This window comes from Ralstonia mojiangensis (assembly GCF_023955645.1).
Lineage (GTDB): Bacteria > Pseudomonadota > Gammaproteobacteria > Burkholderiales > Burkholderiaceae > Ralstonia > Ralstonia mojiangensis.
Genome location: NZ_JAMXHU010000003.1, coordinates 162,551 through 175,841, shown reverse-complemented (window position 1 = coordinate 175,841; position 13,291 = coordinate 162,551). Strand labels below are relative to the sequence as shown.

General features: G+C 63.7%; 14 protein-coding genes. 9 read left to right on the top strand and 5 right to left on the bottom strand.

All coding sequences use genetic code 11. The features are described 5' to 3' along the window. Positions 1-95 precede the first annotated feature (95 nt). The 8 genes from NG898_RS12870 (at position 96) to aceA (ending at position 7,600) form a co-directional block, all read left to right on the top strand. Positions 96-407: a 2TM domain-containing protein gene (locus tag NG898_RS12870; protein ID WP_252692644.1), complete on the top strand. Its 312-nt coding sequence runs from the start codon at positions 96-98 to the stop codon at positions 405-407. Then, positions 407-1,681, top strand: coding sequence for a sensor histidine kinase (locus NG898_RS12865; protein ID WP_252692643.1), 1,275 nt, complete (start codon positions 407-409; stop codon positions 1,679-1,681). The genes NG898_RS12870 and NG898_RS12865 overlap by 1 nt, the downstream gene beginning before the upstream one ends. A 3-nt stretch (positions 1,682-1,684) precedes the next feature. Continuing rightward, positions 1,685-2,527 carry a LytR/AlgR family response regulator transcription factor gene (locus NG898_RS12860; RefSeq protein ID WP_252692642.1) on the top strand — a complete coding sequence of 281 codons (843 nt, stop codon included), beginning with the start codon at positions 1,685-1,687 and terminating at the stop codon, positions 2,525-2,527. Between the two features lie 68 nt (positions 2,528-2,595). After that, positions 2,596-4,323 (top strand): thiamine pyrophosphate-binding protein, encoded by a 1,728-nt coding sequence (locus tag NG898_RS12855; protein WP_252692641.1) that lies wholly within the window; start codon positions 2,596-2,598, stop codon positions 4,321-4,323. Between the two features lie 55 nt (positions 4,324-4,378). Next, a complete protein-coding gene (rraA, locus tag NG898_RS12850) occupies positions 4,379-4,876 on the top strand; it encodes a ribonuclease E activity regulator RraA (protein ID WP_027677514.1) in 498 nt (165 codons plus the stop codon). Continuing rightward, complete coding sequence (locus NG898_RS12845) at positions 4,873-5,292, top strand: gamma-glutamylcyclotransferase family protein (protein WP_252692640.1); 420 nt, start codon at positions 4,873-4,875, stop codon at positions 5,290-5,292. Before rraA ends, NG898_RS12845 begins: the two co-directional genes overlap by 4 nt. Positions 5,293-5,636: 344 nt before the next feature. Beyond that, positions 5,637-5,900, top strand: coding sequence for a hypothetical protein (locus NG898_RS12840; protein ID WP_252692639.1), 264 nt, complete (start codon positions 5,637-5,639; stop codon positions 5,898-5,900). Between the two features lie 395 nt (positions 5,901-6,295). After that, positions 6,296-7,600: an isocitrate lyase gene (aceA, locus tag NG898_RS12835; protein WP_024975843.1), complete on the top strand. Its 1,305-nt coding sequence runs from the start codon at positions 6,296-6,298 to the stop codon at positions 7,598-7,600. 123 nt (positions 7,601-7,723) lie between these two features. On the opposite strand, the gene NG898_RS12830 is transcribed toward aceA, so the two are convergent. The 5 genes from NG898_RS12830 to NG898_RS12810 all read right to left on the bottom strand — a co-directional run bounded on the left by NG898_RS12830 (position 7,724) and on the right by NG898_RS12810 (position 12,366). Beyond that, positions 7,724-8,464, bottom strand: a complete 741-nt coding sequence (locus NG898_RS12830) for a GntR family transcriptional regulator (protein ID WP_252692638.1) — start codon at positions 8,462-8,464, stop codon at positions 7,724-7,726. 28 nt (positions 8,465-8,492) lie between these two features. Further along, positions 8,493-9,227: an aspartate/glutamate racemase family protein gene (locus NG898_RS12825; protein WP_252692637.1), complete on the bottom strand. Its 735-nt coding sequence runs from the start codon at positions 9,225-9,227 to the stop codon at positions 8,493-8,495. Between the two features lie 25 nt (positions 9,228-9,252). Beyond that, positions 9,253-10,743 carry an NCS1 family nucleobase:cation symporter-1 gene (locus NG898_RS12820; RefSeq protein WP_252692636.1) on the bottom strand — a complete coding sequence of 497 codons (1,491 nt, stop codon included), beginning with the start codon at positions 10,741-10,743 and terminating at the stop codon, positions 9,253-9,255. A gap of 174 nt (positions 10,744-10,917) precedes the next feature. Then, positions 10,918-11,352 (bottom strand): universal stress protein, encoded by a 435-nt coding sequence (locus NG898_RS12815; RefSeq protein WP_004626578.1) that lies wholly within the window; start codon positions 11,350-11,352, stop codon positions 10,918-10,920. Positions 11,353-11,436: 84 nt separating this feature from the next. After that, positions 11,437-12,366, bottom strand: coding sequence for a LysR family transcriptional regulator (locus NG898_RS12810; protein ID WP_116575792.1), 930 nt, complete (start codon positions 12,364-12,366; stop codon positions 11,437-11,439). Between the two features lie 217 nt (positions 12,367-12,583). Here NG898_RS12810 and NG898_RS12805 point away from each other — a divergent pair, with 217 nt between their 5' ends. After that, positions 12,584-13,282 (top strand): haloacid dehalogenase type II, encoded by a 699-nt coding sequence (locus tag NG898_RS12805; RefSeq protein WP_252692635.1) that lies wholly within the window; start codon positions 12,584-12,586, stop codon positions 13,280-13,282. The last annotated feature ends 9 nt before the right edge of the window (positions 13,283-13,291 follow it).

The window sequence follows — 13,291 nt, the reverse complement described above, 5'->3', positions numbered from 1 at the left end:
CATCCGCCTGATTTTGCCGTTCGTCGCACGCCCGTGGCGCCTGCCCAGGCGCCATTCCTATACTGCGGACATCTTCGGTTCCACCAGAGACCGCCATGTCCGCCGTGCCTTACACCCAAACTTCCCCATCCGTTGAATCGGATGATGCTCTGCTGCGTCGCGCCCGACACCGCGCCGGTGCGCGCCTGGGGTTCCGCATTCACCTGCTGTCGTTCCTGGCCGTGAATGCCGGGTTGGCGGCGATTGCGCTGTCGCGCGGGCAGTTCTGGTTTGTGTGGCCGCTGCTGGGCTGGGGGTTGGGCCTGGCTGCGCACGGGCTGAGCCTGGCCTGGAGCCAAGGCAACGGTTACCAGCGCATGGTCGACCAGGAACTCGCCCGTTTGCGCGAACAGGCCGGCCGCCGGTGATGCGGGAAACCCCAAGCTTCAACCCCGGAGAACCGTCCGGTAAGATCGCTCGCATGGTTGCCAATGTGTCGTTCCCTTCGCTTGCCGATTGCCTGCACCTTGCCCGGCGCTGGGTGATCCGCTACGCCGTCATCATCGTCATCAATACGCTGATTGCGGCGGTGCTTGCGTTCGGCATCCGGCCGGAAGAGACCTTCTGGAAAGATTTCGTATTCAGCCAGGCGATCGGGCTGTCGATGTTCTCGCTGATCGGCATACCGCGCCACGTGCTCTGGGGTGACGGCCCGCCCAACAAGAAGGTGTTCCCGTGGATCATCGTGGGTGCGGTGCTGATCGGCGTGCCGCTGGGGCAGTGGATCGCCCGGACGATTCTGTGCCTTCACAACCCGAACCCGGAACCCTGGCGCGCCGACAGCCTGCGCATGAGTTTCATCATCGCCATGCTGGCCGCCCTTGGCGCAACGTATTACTACTGGTCACGCGGCAAGCTGGCCGCATTGCAGCGCCAGGCTGCGCTCGACGCGCTGGAGCGCGAAGAGGCCGAGAAGCAGGTCGTGCGCGCGCAGTTGATGGCGCTGCAGGCACAGATCGAGCCGCACTTCCTGTTCAACTCGCTGGCCCACGTCGATGCGCTGATCGCCCGGGACCCAGCGGCTGCGCGGCGCCTGCTGCAGCATTTGATCGGCTTTCTGCGCAGCTCGCTCTCGCACGCACGCGCCGAGCAGTGCACGCTGGCGCAGGAGTTTGCGCTGCTGCGCGCGTATCTCGACATCCAGGCGCTGCGCTTCGGCAATCGCCTGCGTTTCTCGCTGGCGCTGGACGATGCCATCGCGAACATCGTTATCCCTCCGATGCTGATTCAGCCGCTGGTGGAAAACGCCGTGGTGCACGGCATCGAGCCCGCGCGCGAGGGCGGGGAAATCGCCCTGTCTGCTCGGCTGGCTGCTGGCAGCGAGGGCGAGCGCCTCGTGCTGGAAGTGCGCGACACGGGTGTCGGTTTCGGCAACGATGGCGCCACGGGCTCCGGGCTGGGCCTCACGCATGTACGTGAACGTTTGTCGCGCCTGTTCGATGGCGACGCGCGCCTGACGATCACCGAGACCGTGCCGCATGGCGTGACGATCATCGTTGAATTGCCGCTGGCGCACGAAACGGCGCCTGCACCGTCTCAAGCCGACGCGCCGGAATGGCGCTGCCGCTTTTCTCGCCCAACCTCCCGCTCAACCGCCAACGCCACCGGCGCGCTCTCATCGCGCGCATCCGCCGGAACCTGATCGATGCCTGCTTCCCCACGCGTGCTCATTGCCGATGATGAACCGGCACTGGCTGAAAACCTCGTCGCTGAACTGGCGGCGCTATGGCCCGAGGCCACGTTGCTGCCGGCCGTGCACGATGGCCAATCCGCGCTCGACGTGATTGACGATGCGGCTGATGGGCAGGAGCCCGATGTGGTCTTTCTCGATATCCGCATGCCGGGGCTATCGGGCATTGATGTGGCGCGCGAGCTGTCGGCCCGGGAAGTTCGTCCGCTGGTGGCATTCGTTACCGCGTATGACCAGTTCGCGCTTGATGCCTTCGAGCAAGCCGCGGTCGACTATGTGCTCAAGCCCGTGCAGACCGAGCGCCTGGCCGAGACCGTCAAGCGGCTGAAGGACCGGCTCGGCACGCGCCCGAACGGCAACGCAGCCGCCACTCCCACCGCCGCCACGGACCCCGCGCAGACGCTGGCTGAGCTTGTCGAGCGCCTTGCGGGCCTGCAGGGCGCCGCGCAAACGCGGGCCACGCCGCAGGGCGGTTATCTGCGCTTTATCAAGGCGCTGGTCGGGCAGGAAGTGCGCTTCATCCCCGTGGATGACGTGATCTATCTGGAAGCGACCGACAAGTACGTCAACGTGGTGGCGGGCAGCGGCGAATCCCTGATCCGCACCAGCCTGCGTGACCTGCTGACCCAGCTTGACCCGGAGCACTTCTGGCAGGTGCACCGCGGGACGGTGGTCAACGTGGCGCATGTGTCGAGCGCTGTGCATCTGTCGCTGGGCCGCCTGGGGCTGAAGATCCGGGGGCGCACCGAGACGCTGCCCGTCGCGCGGCAATACGCACATTTGTTCCGCCAGATGTAGTCGCCGCGGCGGCGTGTTCCGCTATGATCCATTGTGTCGTCAACGGATCGAGAGCGAGAGTACCCGCCATGGAGACACCAGCCGCACGCCACGCCAGCAACGTTGCCGAGCCACGCCACGGCGGCCAGATCCTTGTTGATGCGCTGTTGGCCCACGGCGTCGACATGGCCTTTGGCGTGCCCGGCGAGAGCTACCTCTCGGTGCTCGAAGGCTTCTACCAGCGCCGCGACCGCGCACGCTTCATCGTCTGCCGGCAAGAGGGCGGCGCCGCCAACATGGCGGACGCCTACGGCAAGCTCACCGGCCGCCCCGGCATCGTCTTCTGCACACGCGGGCCGGGCGCCACCAACGCCAGCATTGGCGTGCACACCGCGTTTCAGGACTCCACGCCGCTGATCCTGTTCATCGGCCAGGTCGGCCGAGATTTCGTCGACCGCGAAGCGTTTCAGGAAATCGACTACCGCCGCATGTTCGGCCAGATGGCCAAGTGGGTCGCGCAGATCGATAGCGTCGAACGCATCCCCGAATACATCGCACGCGCCTTCCAGACCGCCACCGCGGGCCGCCCCGGCCCGGTGGTGCTGGCGCTGCCCGAAGACATGCTGACCGAGGTTGCGACCGTGCCGGATGTGCCGCCCGAGGTGGCAACGAAAACCCGGGCGATGGCGTGGCCCGATCCGCATGACCTTGCGCGGCTGAAGACGCTGTTGCAGAACGCCGAGCGCCCGATGCTGCTGCTGGGCGGCTCCGGCTGGACACCGCAAGCCGCCGCCCGCATGCAAGCCTTTGCCGAGCGCTGGAATCTGCCCGCAGGCTGCGTGTTCCGCCGGCAAGACCTGTTCGACAACCGCCACCCGAATTACGCCGGCGATGTCGGCATCGCCATCAACCCGAAGCTCGCGGCGCGCGTGAAAGACGCCGACCTGGTGCTCGCCATCGGCACACGCCTGGGCGAAATGACAACCTCGGGCTATACGCTTTTCGATGTGCCCCGGCCGAAGCAGACGCTGGTGCATGTGCATGCCGGCGCAGAGGAGTTGGGCCGCGTCTACCAGGCGGACCTGATGATTCATGCATCGATGCCGGCGATTGCGGAAGCGCTGGACGGCGTGTCGCCGGATGCGCCGCCGCGTTGGTCCGCCTGGACAGAAGCCGCCAACGCCGATTACCTCGCCAACATCGTGCCGCCGCCGTTTGGAGGCAAGGGCATCGACATGGCCCGCGCGATGCGTTGGCTGCGCGATCGCCTGCCGCACAACAGCATCCTGACCAATGGCGCAGGCAACTACGCCACGTGGCTGCATCGCTTCTACCAATATGGCGCCCTGGCGGCAGGCTCGCGCACGCAATTGGCGCCGACCAGCGGGGCGATGGGCTATGGCGCACCCGCCGCAGTGGCGGCCAAAATCATCTGCCCCGACACGCCCGTCATCTGCATGGCCGGCGACGGCTGCTTCCTGATGAACGGACAGGAGCTGGCGACCGCGATGCAGTACAACGCGCCAGTCATCTTTATCGTGGTCAACAACGGCATGTACGGGACCATCCGCATGCACCAGGAGCGCGAGTACCCCGAGCACGTCAGCGGTACCGAGCTGCGCAACCCGGACTTTGCCGCGCTGGCCAGAGCCTACGGCGCTGAAGGGCACACGGTGCGCTCGCTCGAAGGCTTTCAGTCGGCGGTGGAAACCGCGCTGGCAGCAAGCGTTGCGTCCGTCATCGAGGTGCAGACCGATCCGAACATCATCAGCCCACGCGCGACGATCGATTCGTTGCGTGCACAGTCGCGCAGTTGATTCCGCTTTCGTTTTTTGATTCTTTGTTTTTGCCAACGCCAAACCATCCATTGCCATGACGATGATTCCCGTGACTGATTTGTGCGACATGCACGAAGACAAGCTGGTGTACGGCAGCCTGCGTGTGCTTACGCCGGTGTTCCGCAGCTTTGGCAAGCGCGCCGCGTTTGCCGGCCCGGCCTCCACGCTCAAGGTGTTTGAAGACAATGGCCTGGTACGCGCCGCGCTGGAAGAGCAGGGCGCAGGCCGCGTGCTGGTGATCGACGGCGGCGGTTCGCTGCGCTGCGCGCTGGTGGGCGGCAACCTCGGCAAGCTGGCGGAAGAGAACGGTTGGGAGGGCATTCTGCTCAACGGTTGCGTGCGCGATACGCGCGAGCTGGCCGAATGCAACGTCGGCATTCACGCCCTGGCGGTGCATCCGCGCAAGAGCATCAAGAAGAACGCCGGGCAGCGCGAAGTCGGCGTGCAGATGCCGGGCGCTTACATCCAGTCCGGCGAGTGGGTCTATGCCGATGAAGACGGTGTGCTGGTCTCGCAGGACATGCTCGAATGACCCGCGCCAATGCCATCCACGTATTCGTCTACGGCACGCTGCGCGCCGGTGAGGCGAATGATTTGCGGGTTGCCGCAGCCAAGCGCGGCATTCCCGAACCGGAACTGCTCGGTACCGCCACGTTGCACGGCCGCCTGTACGATTTTGGTGCGTACCCCGGCCTCGTGCTGGACCCGACCGGCACCGCCGTGCGTGGCGATGTGTATCGGATCGACGCGGCGCTCGTTCCCGTGCTGGACGAGATCGAAGAGGTGTACCCCGGCGGCGATGCGTTGTTCCTACGCGAGAACCACGCCGTCATGCTGGGCAGCGAACCGGTCGACTGCATCGTCTATCCGGTCAGCCCGCAGCACATTGCCGGGCGGCCCGTCATCACGGGCGGAGATTGGGTGGCGCATCGAATGTCTCGAGGCTGATTCCGATTTTGAGGGGGTGGGGCGCGCGATATAATTCGCGCGCTGTTCGTTCGAGCAGCCGGGTTTAGCAGCCCACCAGATGTGCCATCTAGACGGACAATGTCCGGTGCTTGTGCACGCCTATGCTTCATGGCGGGCCGGGCGGTGAGACCTTCGGGTCTGCCGGTTTCTAGATGGCCGGTCTGCTAACGCCGTCGTCAGGCCCGCCACCCTCGTTTAGCAGCGAGCGGCTGGCCTCTTCATCTAGGAGACGTCATGTCTTTCGCATCAAGCGGGCATCGCCCCGCGTCTTATCCCTCGCCACCGTCTTGCATCTCCTGGCCTCCGTTTTACGGAGGTGCACGTTGAACGCGCTACGCCACTACCAATCGGGCGCCCTCGAAGCCAAGGATTTTCTCTTCCGTACGCACATTGATGCGCGTGCCGGCCGGCCCTTCGTGGCCATGCGGCTGCGCTCGAAAATCGACGGCATCACGCACGCGCTGCCGCGCGAGTTCCGGGCCGGTTTCATCGATGCGATCTATCTGTTTGTAGCAGCGGCCTTGCGGGGCAAGGCGCCGGATCTTCTGCTGTGGGATGTATTGGCGGACTTAGAGCGCCCGTCCTGAGCGCACACGCGATCATCAGCATCCTGAACGCCGCATCTGCGGCGTTTTTTGTGACATCTCGATGTGATGGGCAAGCGTCTAGGATTTTTCACAATGCGGAAAGGGGTTTTGGTCCGCAAAAATTCTGCATCGCACAGCACCATCACCCTCTTTCATGATAGAAAAAATCTTTCCGCATCATGAAACTGAGGCCCTAAGTATTTGAAAAATATGGAGTAAAAACTTCAATTCCCGCGCATCTTCTCCTTGTTGCGCTGCACCTGTCATTTCTACACTCTTATATAAGACATATGACTTGAGCCACCCAGCAGCGCCCCAAGAAGGTGCCAGCGGCTCAAGGCGCAGAGTGAGATACCGGTTTTTATTTGATGGATGCGATCAAACAGGAGAGTGCGATGTCACGCGAACTCGAAGTGCAAAAGCTGCAGAAGGAATGGGATACCAACCCGCGTTGGAAGGGCATCAAGCGTGGTTACACCGCTGAAGATGTCGTGCGCCTGCGCGGTTCCCTGCAGATTGAACACACGCTGGCCAAGCGTGGTGCCGAAAAGCTGTGGGACTTGATCAACAACGAACCCTTCGTCAACGCGCTCGGCGCTCTGACGGGCAACCAGGCCATGCAGCAGGTCAAGGCCGGCTTGAAGGCGATCTATCTGTCGGGCTGGCAGGTGGCGGGCGATGCCAACAGCAACGGCGAGATGTATCCGGATCAATCGCTGTACTCGGTGGATTCGGTGCCCAAGGTTGTGAAGAAGATCAACAACACGTTCCAGCGCGCTGACCAGATCCAATGGTCGGAAGGCAAGGACGACATCGACTTCTTTGCCCCGATCGTGGCAGATGCCGAAGCCGGTTTTGGCGGCGTGCTGAACGCGTTCGAACTGATGAAGGCCATGATCGAGGCCGGCGCGGCCGGCGTGCACTTTGAAGACCAGTTGGCCGCCGTGAAGAAGTGCGGCCACATGGGCGGCAAGGTGCTGGTGCCGACCCGCGAAGCCGTGAGCAAGCTCGTGGCTGCACGTCTGGCTGCCGACGTGATGGGCGTGCCGACCGTGCTGATCGCCCGCACCGACGCTGAAGCCGCTGATCTGCTGACCACCGATGTGGACGAGAACGACAAGCCGTTCTGCACCGGCGAGCGCACCGTCGAAGGCTTCTATCGCACCAAGCCGGGTCTGCAGCAAGCCATCTCGCGCGGCCTGGCCTACGCAGAGGTGGCCGACCTCGTGTGGTGCGAAACCGGCAAGCCGGATCTCGAATACGCCAAGAAGTTTGCCGAAGCCATCCACGCCAAGTTCCCGGGCAAGATGCTGGCCTACAACTGCTCGCCGTCGTTCAACTGGAAGAAGAATCTGGACGACGTGACGATCGCCCGCTTCCAGAAGGAACTGGGCGCGATGGGCTACAAGTTCCAGTTCATCACGCTGGCCGGTTTCCATGCCCTGAACTACTCGATGTTCAACCTGGCGTACGGCTATGCCCGCAACCAGATGAGCGCTTTCGTCGAGCTGCAAGAGGCCGAGTTCAAGGCGGCGGAAAAGGGCTTCACCGCCGTGAAGCACCAGCGCGAAGTCGGCACGGGTTACTTCGACGCGGTGACGCAGACCATCGAACGCGAGGCGTCGACCACGGCGCTGAAGGGCTCGACGGAAGACGAACAATTCTTCGAAGAAACGGCGCAAGCCAAGAAGGTTGCCTGAGGCTGCCGACGCATCCGGCACCTAGGTACCTGGGCCGGCCGTGCTGACCACACGCCGGCCTCTCGAACCGCGCCTCTGCAACGGCGCGGTTTTTTTTCGTCTGCGAGATTGTGGTGTGGCCGATCAGGCGCGCTTGAAGATCGATTCGAGATCCAGCGCCGATGTGGGTGTCGCGTGCAGGTCGAGCGAGTGCTCGATGTGCTCCAGATGCTCGCGCATCAGGTCGTGCGCACGCGCGGCATCGCCGGTGGCAATCGCTTCGGTCAGGGTGTCGTGCTCGTGCTCGGGGCAGGCGGGCAGGCCGGGGCGGTCATAGAGCGTGATGATCAGGCAGGTGCGCGACACCGCTTCGCGCGTCAGCCGTTCCAGCACATGGTTGCCGGCCATCTCTGCAATCAGGACGTGGTATTCGCCGGACAGACGGATGGTGGCCGCGCGGTCGCCGCGTTCGCGCGCCGCGTGTTCGGCCGCGATGTGTTCGCGCAGGCGTTTGGCCTTGGCTGGCGTGCACGCGTTTGCCAGCATGCTTGCCAGTTCGGGTTCGATGATGCGGCGGGTCTGGAAAACGTCGCGCGCCTCTTTCACGGAAGGCTGCGCGACGAACGCGCCCTTGTTGGGCACGAGGGTCACCAGATGCTCATGTGCCAATCGTGCCAGCACCTGGCGGATGCGCGGCCGGCCTGCGCCGGTGGCTTCGCACAGCCGTTCTTCGACCAGCTTGGTGCCGGCCGGCAGTCGGTGCTCCATGATGGCCGTCAGCAGGCCTTGGTAGATCGGTTCGGCAGCCGGTTGGCCGTCGGCAGGTTCCCGTGCGGGTGCGGGCATGGCAGGTGGCAGTGCAGAAGAAAAAGCGGAATGGTGCATGGTAGCAAATGCGCCACTCCGCTTTGCACTACGCCAGCGCAAACGGAGCAAGCATTCCTGTGTAAGGTTTCGGAAGCGGGCGGGCCCAATCGCCGCGCTTGCTGGTGGAAAGCCGCATGCCGACCAGCGCCTCGACCAGCTTTACCGCCGCCACCACGCCGTCGATAACGGGCACCCGCAACTCGGCGCTCAGGTCTTCGCAGAGGTCGGCCATGCCGGCACAGCCGAGCACGATGCAGTCGCTGCGGTCTTGTGCGAGCGCGCTGCGGCATGCTTCCAGGATGATCTGGCGTGCGTTGGAGCCGGGTTTCTCCAGATCGAGCACGGGCAGGTCGCTTGCATGGACGTTGCGGCACGCGTGCCGCATGCCGTAGCGCTCTGCCAGGTGCCAGGCCATGCCGACGGTGCGCTCCAGCGTCGTCACCACGCTGAAGCTGTTGCCGATCAGGCTGGCCATGTGCATGGCGGCTTCGGCGATGCCGACCACGGGGCCGTGCGCCAGTTCTCGTGCGGCGTAGAGGCCCGGGTCGCCAAAGCAGGCGATGACGTAGGCGTCGGCGCCATCGCATTCGCCGTGACGAATTTCCTCCAGGATGCCGGGCACCGAGAGCGCCTCGTCGTAATGGCTTTCGATGGAAGCCGGGCCCATCTTCGGGCTCACCGCCGTGATGCACGTGCCCGATGCGGCCGCGGCTTGCGCACAGCGGCCGATGAGCGCGGTCATGCTCGTCGTGGTGTTGGGGTTGATGATGCGGATGTCCATGTTCTTGATGCGTGGATGACGCCGGTTAGCGAGAGAGGGTGCCTTGCTTGCGGCTGAGCACGGTGTAGAGCACCAGCGCGATGCCCACTCCGATGAACCAGCTGTAGTTGGCCAGTGCGTGCAGCCGTTCGAAGACCACGCACGCCATCGGAATCAACGCGGAAGGGATCAGCGTCCAGACGGCAGCGGGGTTGTAGCCGTTGCGGTACCAATAGCGGCCCGTGGGGCGCAGCGTGTAGAGATCGTCCACATGCACCTGCTGGCGGTGCACGAAGTAGTAATCGGCGATCAGGATGCCGAACAGCGGACCGATGAACGCGCCCAGCACGTCGATCGTGTAGTGGATCACCTCGGGGTTGTTGTAGAGGTTCCAGGGCGTGATGAAGATCGACGCCACCGCCGCAATCATGCCGCCCGTGCGCCAGCTGATGTGCTGCGGCGCCACGTTGGAAAAGTCGAATGCCGGCGACACGAAGTTGGCGACGATGTTGATACCGATGGTCGCGATCATGAACGTCAGCGCGCCCAGCACGACGGCCGTGATGTTGTCGATGCGGGCAACGACGGCGACTGGGTCGGAGATCATCTCTCCAAACACCGGCAGCGTGGCCGACGTGGTGATGACGGTCAGCAGCGCAAAGCCGAGGAAGTTGACCGGCAGCCCCCAGAAGTTGCCGCGTTTGACCGAGGTGAAATCCTTGCTGTAGCGGGAGAAATCACCGAAGTTCAGCATCGGGCCGGAGAAATACGAGACCACCAGCGCGATCCCGCCGAGCACCACCGGCACTGCGTCCCAGCCCTCGTACTTCAGGAAGGAAAGCGTGAGGTTGATGTTGTTCCAGCCCGCCTTGTGCACGAGCCATGCGGCCAGCGCGATCATCACCACGTACACCGCCGGGCCCGCCCAGTCGATGAACTTGCGGATCGATTCCATGCCGTGCCAGAACACGAACGCCTGGAGCACCCACAGCAGCATGAACGCCGACCAACCCAGCGTCGACAGGCCAACAAAGCCATGCTGCGTGACGTTTGCATACGGCGCGAGCTGCGGCATGAACTTCAGCGCCAGCACGAGGAATGCGCTCGATGCCAGATAGGTCTGGATGCCGTACCAAGCCACCGCAATCAGCCCCCGAATGATGGCCGGAATGTTTGCACCCAGCACCCCGAACGAGGCGCGGCAGATCACCGGATACGGCGTGCCGGTCGCTTGGCTGGGTTTGGCGACGAGGTTGCAGAACACCTGCACGATCACGATGCCCACCAGCAGCGCAAACAGCACCTGCAGGCTCGACAGGCCCAGGGAGAACAGGCTCGCTGCTGTCAGGTACCCGCCCACGCTATGCACGTCGGACATCCAGAACGCGAAGATGTTGTAGGTGCCCCAGGTCTGCTTACGCAGCGGGGCGAGATCTTCGTTGGTGAGCCGCGGATCGTAGTGGGGCTTGATGACGACGTTGGGATGCGCGTGTGGCGAATCAACCGCCTGCGCCGCCGAAGCGGTAGTGCTGGTCATGCTGTCTCCTTTGGTTTTTTGCCGGTTTCAAGACCGTGCAGTCTTTGTGCGCAAAAATGTACACAAGATGTTTTTGTTTTGTGTACAAAGTTGTATGCGCCGGCAAGGCAAGAGTCAAGGAGAAAAAAAAGCCGCCTGAAAAGGCGGCTGGATATCGTGTGGGCAGGAGGAATTTCAGCGATAGACGATTACCGGAATCTCCGTATGCGTGAGCACTTTCTGGGTTTCGCTGCCGAGCAGCAGCCCGGCCAGCCCGCGCCGCCCGTGGGATGCCATGAAGATGACGTCGCAGCCATGGCGTTCGGCCGCGTCGATGATGCCCATGTACGGGACGGCGAAGCAGCTCATGTCGGTGTCGCAACGAATGCCGGCGCTGACGGCGGCGTCTTCCACGTCCTTGAGCACCACGCGGGCCTGCGCCTCGACGCGTTCCTTGAACGCCTGCGGTGTCTCGACGACGATCTCGGAAAACGGTGTGTACGGGTATTCCTCCAGGCAGGTGTACGCCGTCAGGCGCGCGCCCAGCGTCTTGGCAAAGTCGAGCGCCCCCGCCACCGCCTTGCGCGACAGCTCGGAACCATCGGTGGGGATGAGGATGTGCTGGAACATGCGGCCTCCTGAGGTGGGATGCGGGAAGACGTTCTTGTCTTGATTGTAGGCCGCACGCGGTATTTCACCCACTCGGGGTGATTGCTAATCCATCCCGATCAAGGCGTCCGCCCGGCGCCAGTAGGCTGGGTTGCCGTACGTGTTCTTGAGGAAGTCGATGAACAAGCGCACGCGCAGCGGCAGGTGCTTGCGCTGCGGAAACACCGCGTGGATGCCGATCGGCGGCGCTTCGAAGGCATCGAGCACCGTCACCAGCTTGCCCGTGGCAATGTCATGCCCGACCTCCCACCACGAGCGCCACGCCAGGCCATAGCCTTGCAGGCACCACTCGCGCAGCACGGCGCCGTCCGTACATTCCATCGTGCCGGAGACCTTCACGGTGACGGCCTTGCCGCCTTGCTGGAAGACCCAGCCGCGCTGCACGTTGGCGCTGGCGCCGAAGGCCAGGCAGTTGTGCGTCGAAAGCTGTTCCACCTGCGTTGGAACGCCCCGGCGCTCCAGGTACGACGGCGCAGCCACCACCACTCGGCGGTTTTCCCAGAGGCGGATCGACACGAGGCTTGAATCGGGCAGGTCGCCCAGGCGGATGGCGCAGTCGAAGCCTTCGTTGACGAGATCGACGACCCGGTCGCCCAGGTCCAGCGTCATCGAGACATCCGGGTGGGCCTCGATAAAGTCCGGCACCATCGGCGCGACATGGCGGCGGCCAAAACCGGCGGGGGCGGTCACGCGCAGGTGCCCGCTGGCCTTTACGCCACCGGCCGAAACGCTGGCCTCTGCGTTGTGCAGGTCATTGAGAATGCGTTGGCAATCTTCGAGGAACGCCGATCCCTCGAACGTGAGGGTGATGCGTCGCGTGGTGCGCACCAGGAGCTTGACGCCCAGGCGTTCTTCCAGCGCGTCGATGCGGCGCCCGATGATGGCAGGCGCCACGCCCTCAGCGGCAGCGGCGGCGGATAGGCTGCCGCGTGTTGCGACGGCGACAAAGGTTTCGAGCTGCTTGAAATGATCCATGCCTGATGTATACCGTGGCAACCGGGGCCTGCGGGATTGTGACGAATATAAAGGTTATCACTCGTCATTCCATCGGTAAAAGTTAAAGATCAAGTGACCATTGCCGTCTTTGTGCGGTGCGTCAGCTTTTCTACAATGGCCCTCGTTGCGAAGGTCGGCAAGGCGTTCTGTGTGATGGAACGCGCAAATGCGGACCTTCTGGTCCGTGGAGCTTCTGATGAGTTCGATTCGCGCGGTGGTTTTCGATGCCTATGGCACGTTGTTCGACGTGTATTCCGTGGCCGCGCGCGCCGAGCAACTGTTTGCCGGCAAGGGCGAAGCGCTGTCGGTGCTCTGGCGCGACAAGCAGATCGACTACACGCGCATCCGCTCGCTGGCCGGCCCCTCGGGCGAACACTACAAGCCGTTCTGGGACATCACCGTCGATGCGCTGCGCTATGCGGCGGCGCGCCTGGGCGTAGAGCTTTCCGCCCACGACGAAGCCACGCTGATGCGCGAATATGCGTGCCTGTCGGCGTTTCCCGAGAACGTGCCCGCGCTGCGTCGCCTGCGCGAGATGGGGCTGCCGCTGGGCATCCTTTCCAACGGCAACCCGCAGATGCTCGACATTGCCGTGAAGAGTGCCGGCATGTCCGGGCTGTTCGATCACGTGCTTTCGGTCGACGCGATCAAGCTCTACAAGACTGCGCCGCAAGCTTATGCGTTGGCGCCACAAGCGTTTGGTGTGCCTGCGGAACAGATTCTGTTTGTCTCGTCCAACGGCTGGGATGCCTGCGGCGCGACGTGGTACGGCTTCACAACGTTCTGGATCAACCGCCTGGGGCATCCGCCCGAGGCACTCGACGTGGCGCCCACCGCGGCCGGCCACGACATGCGCGATCTGCTGCAGTTCGTGCAGGCAACACAAGCGACATAAGGCATTGCA

Bases quoted from the DNA above. Each gene is read 5' to 3' on its own strand.
- NG898_RS12870 (WP_252692644.1), top strand. From the start codon at position 96: ATGTCCGCCGTGCCTTACACCCAAACTTCCCCATCCGTTGAATCGGAT.
- NG898_RS12865 (WP_252692643.1), top strand. From the start codon at position 407: ATGCGGGAAACCCCAAGCTTCAACCCCGGAGAACCGTCCGGTAAGATC.
- NG898_RS12860 (WP_252692642.1), top strand. From the start codon at position 1,685: ATGCCTGCTTCCCCACGCGTGCTCATTGCCGATGATGAACCGGCACTG.
- NG898_RS12855 (WP_252692641.1), top strand. From the start codon at position 2,596: ATGGAGACACCAGCCGCACGCCACGCCAGCAACGTTGCCGAGCCACGC.
- rraA (WP_027677514.1), top strand. From the start codon at position 4,379: ATGACGATGATTCCCGTGACTGATTTGTGCGACATGCACGAAGACAAG.
- NG898_RS12845 (WP_252692640.1), top strand. From the start codon at position 4,873: ATGACCCGCGCCAATGCCATCCACGTATTCGTCTACGGCACGCTGCGC.
- aceA (WP_024975843.1), top strand. From the start codon at position 6,296: ATGTCACGCGAACTCGAAGTGCAAAAGCTGCAGAAGGAATGGGATACC.
- NG898_RS12830 (WP_252692638.1), bottom strand. From the start codon at position 8,464: ATGCACCATTCCGCTTTTTCTTCTGCACTGCCACCTGCCATGCCCGCA.
- NG898_RS12825 (WP_252692637.1), bottom strand. From the start codon at position 9,227: ATGGACATCCGCATCATCAACCCCAACACCACGACGAGCATGACCGCG.
- NG898_RS12820 (WP_252692636.1), bottom strand. From the start codon at position 10,743: ATGACCAGCACTACCGCTTCGGCGGCGCAGGCGGTTGATTCGCCACAC.
- NG898_RS12815 (WP_004626578.1), bottom strand. From the start codon at position 11,352: ATGTTCCAGCACATCCTCATCCCCACCGATGGTTCCGAGCTGTCGCGC.
- NG898_RS12810 (WP_116575792.1), bottom strand. From the start codon at position 12,366: ATGGATCATTTCAAGCAGCTCGAAACCTTTGTCGCCGTCGCAACACGC.
- NG898_RS12805 (WP_252692635.1), top strand. From the start codon at position 12,584: ATGAGTTCGATTCGCGCGGTGGTTTTCGATGCCTATGGCACGTTGTTC.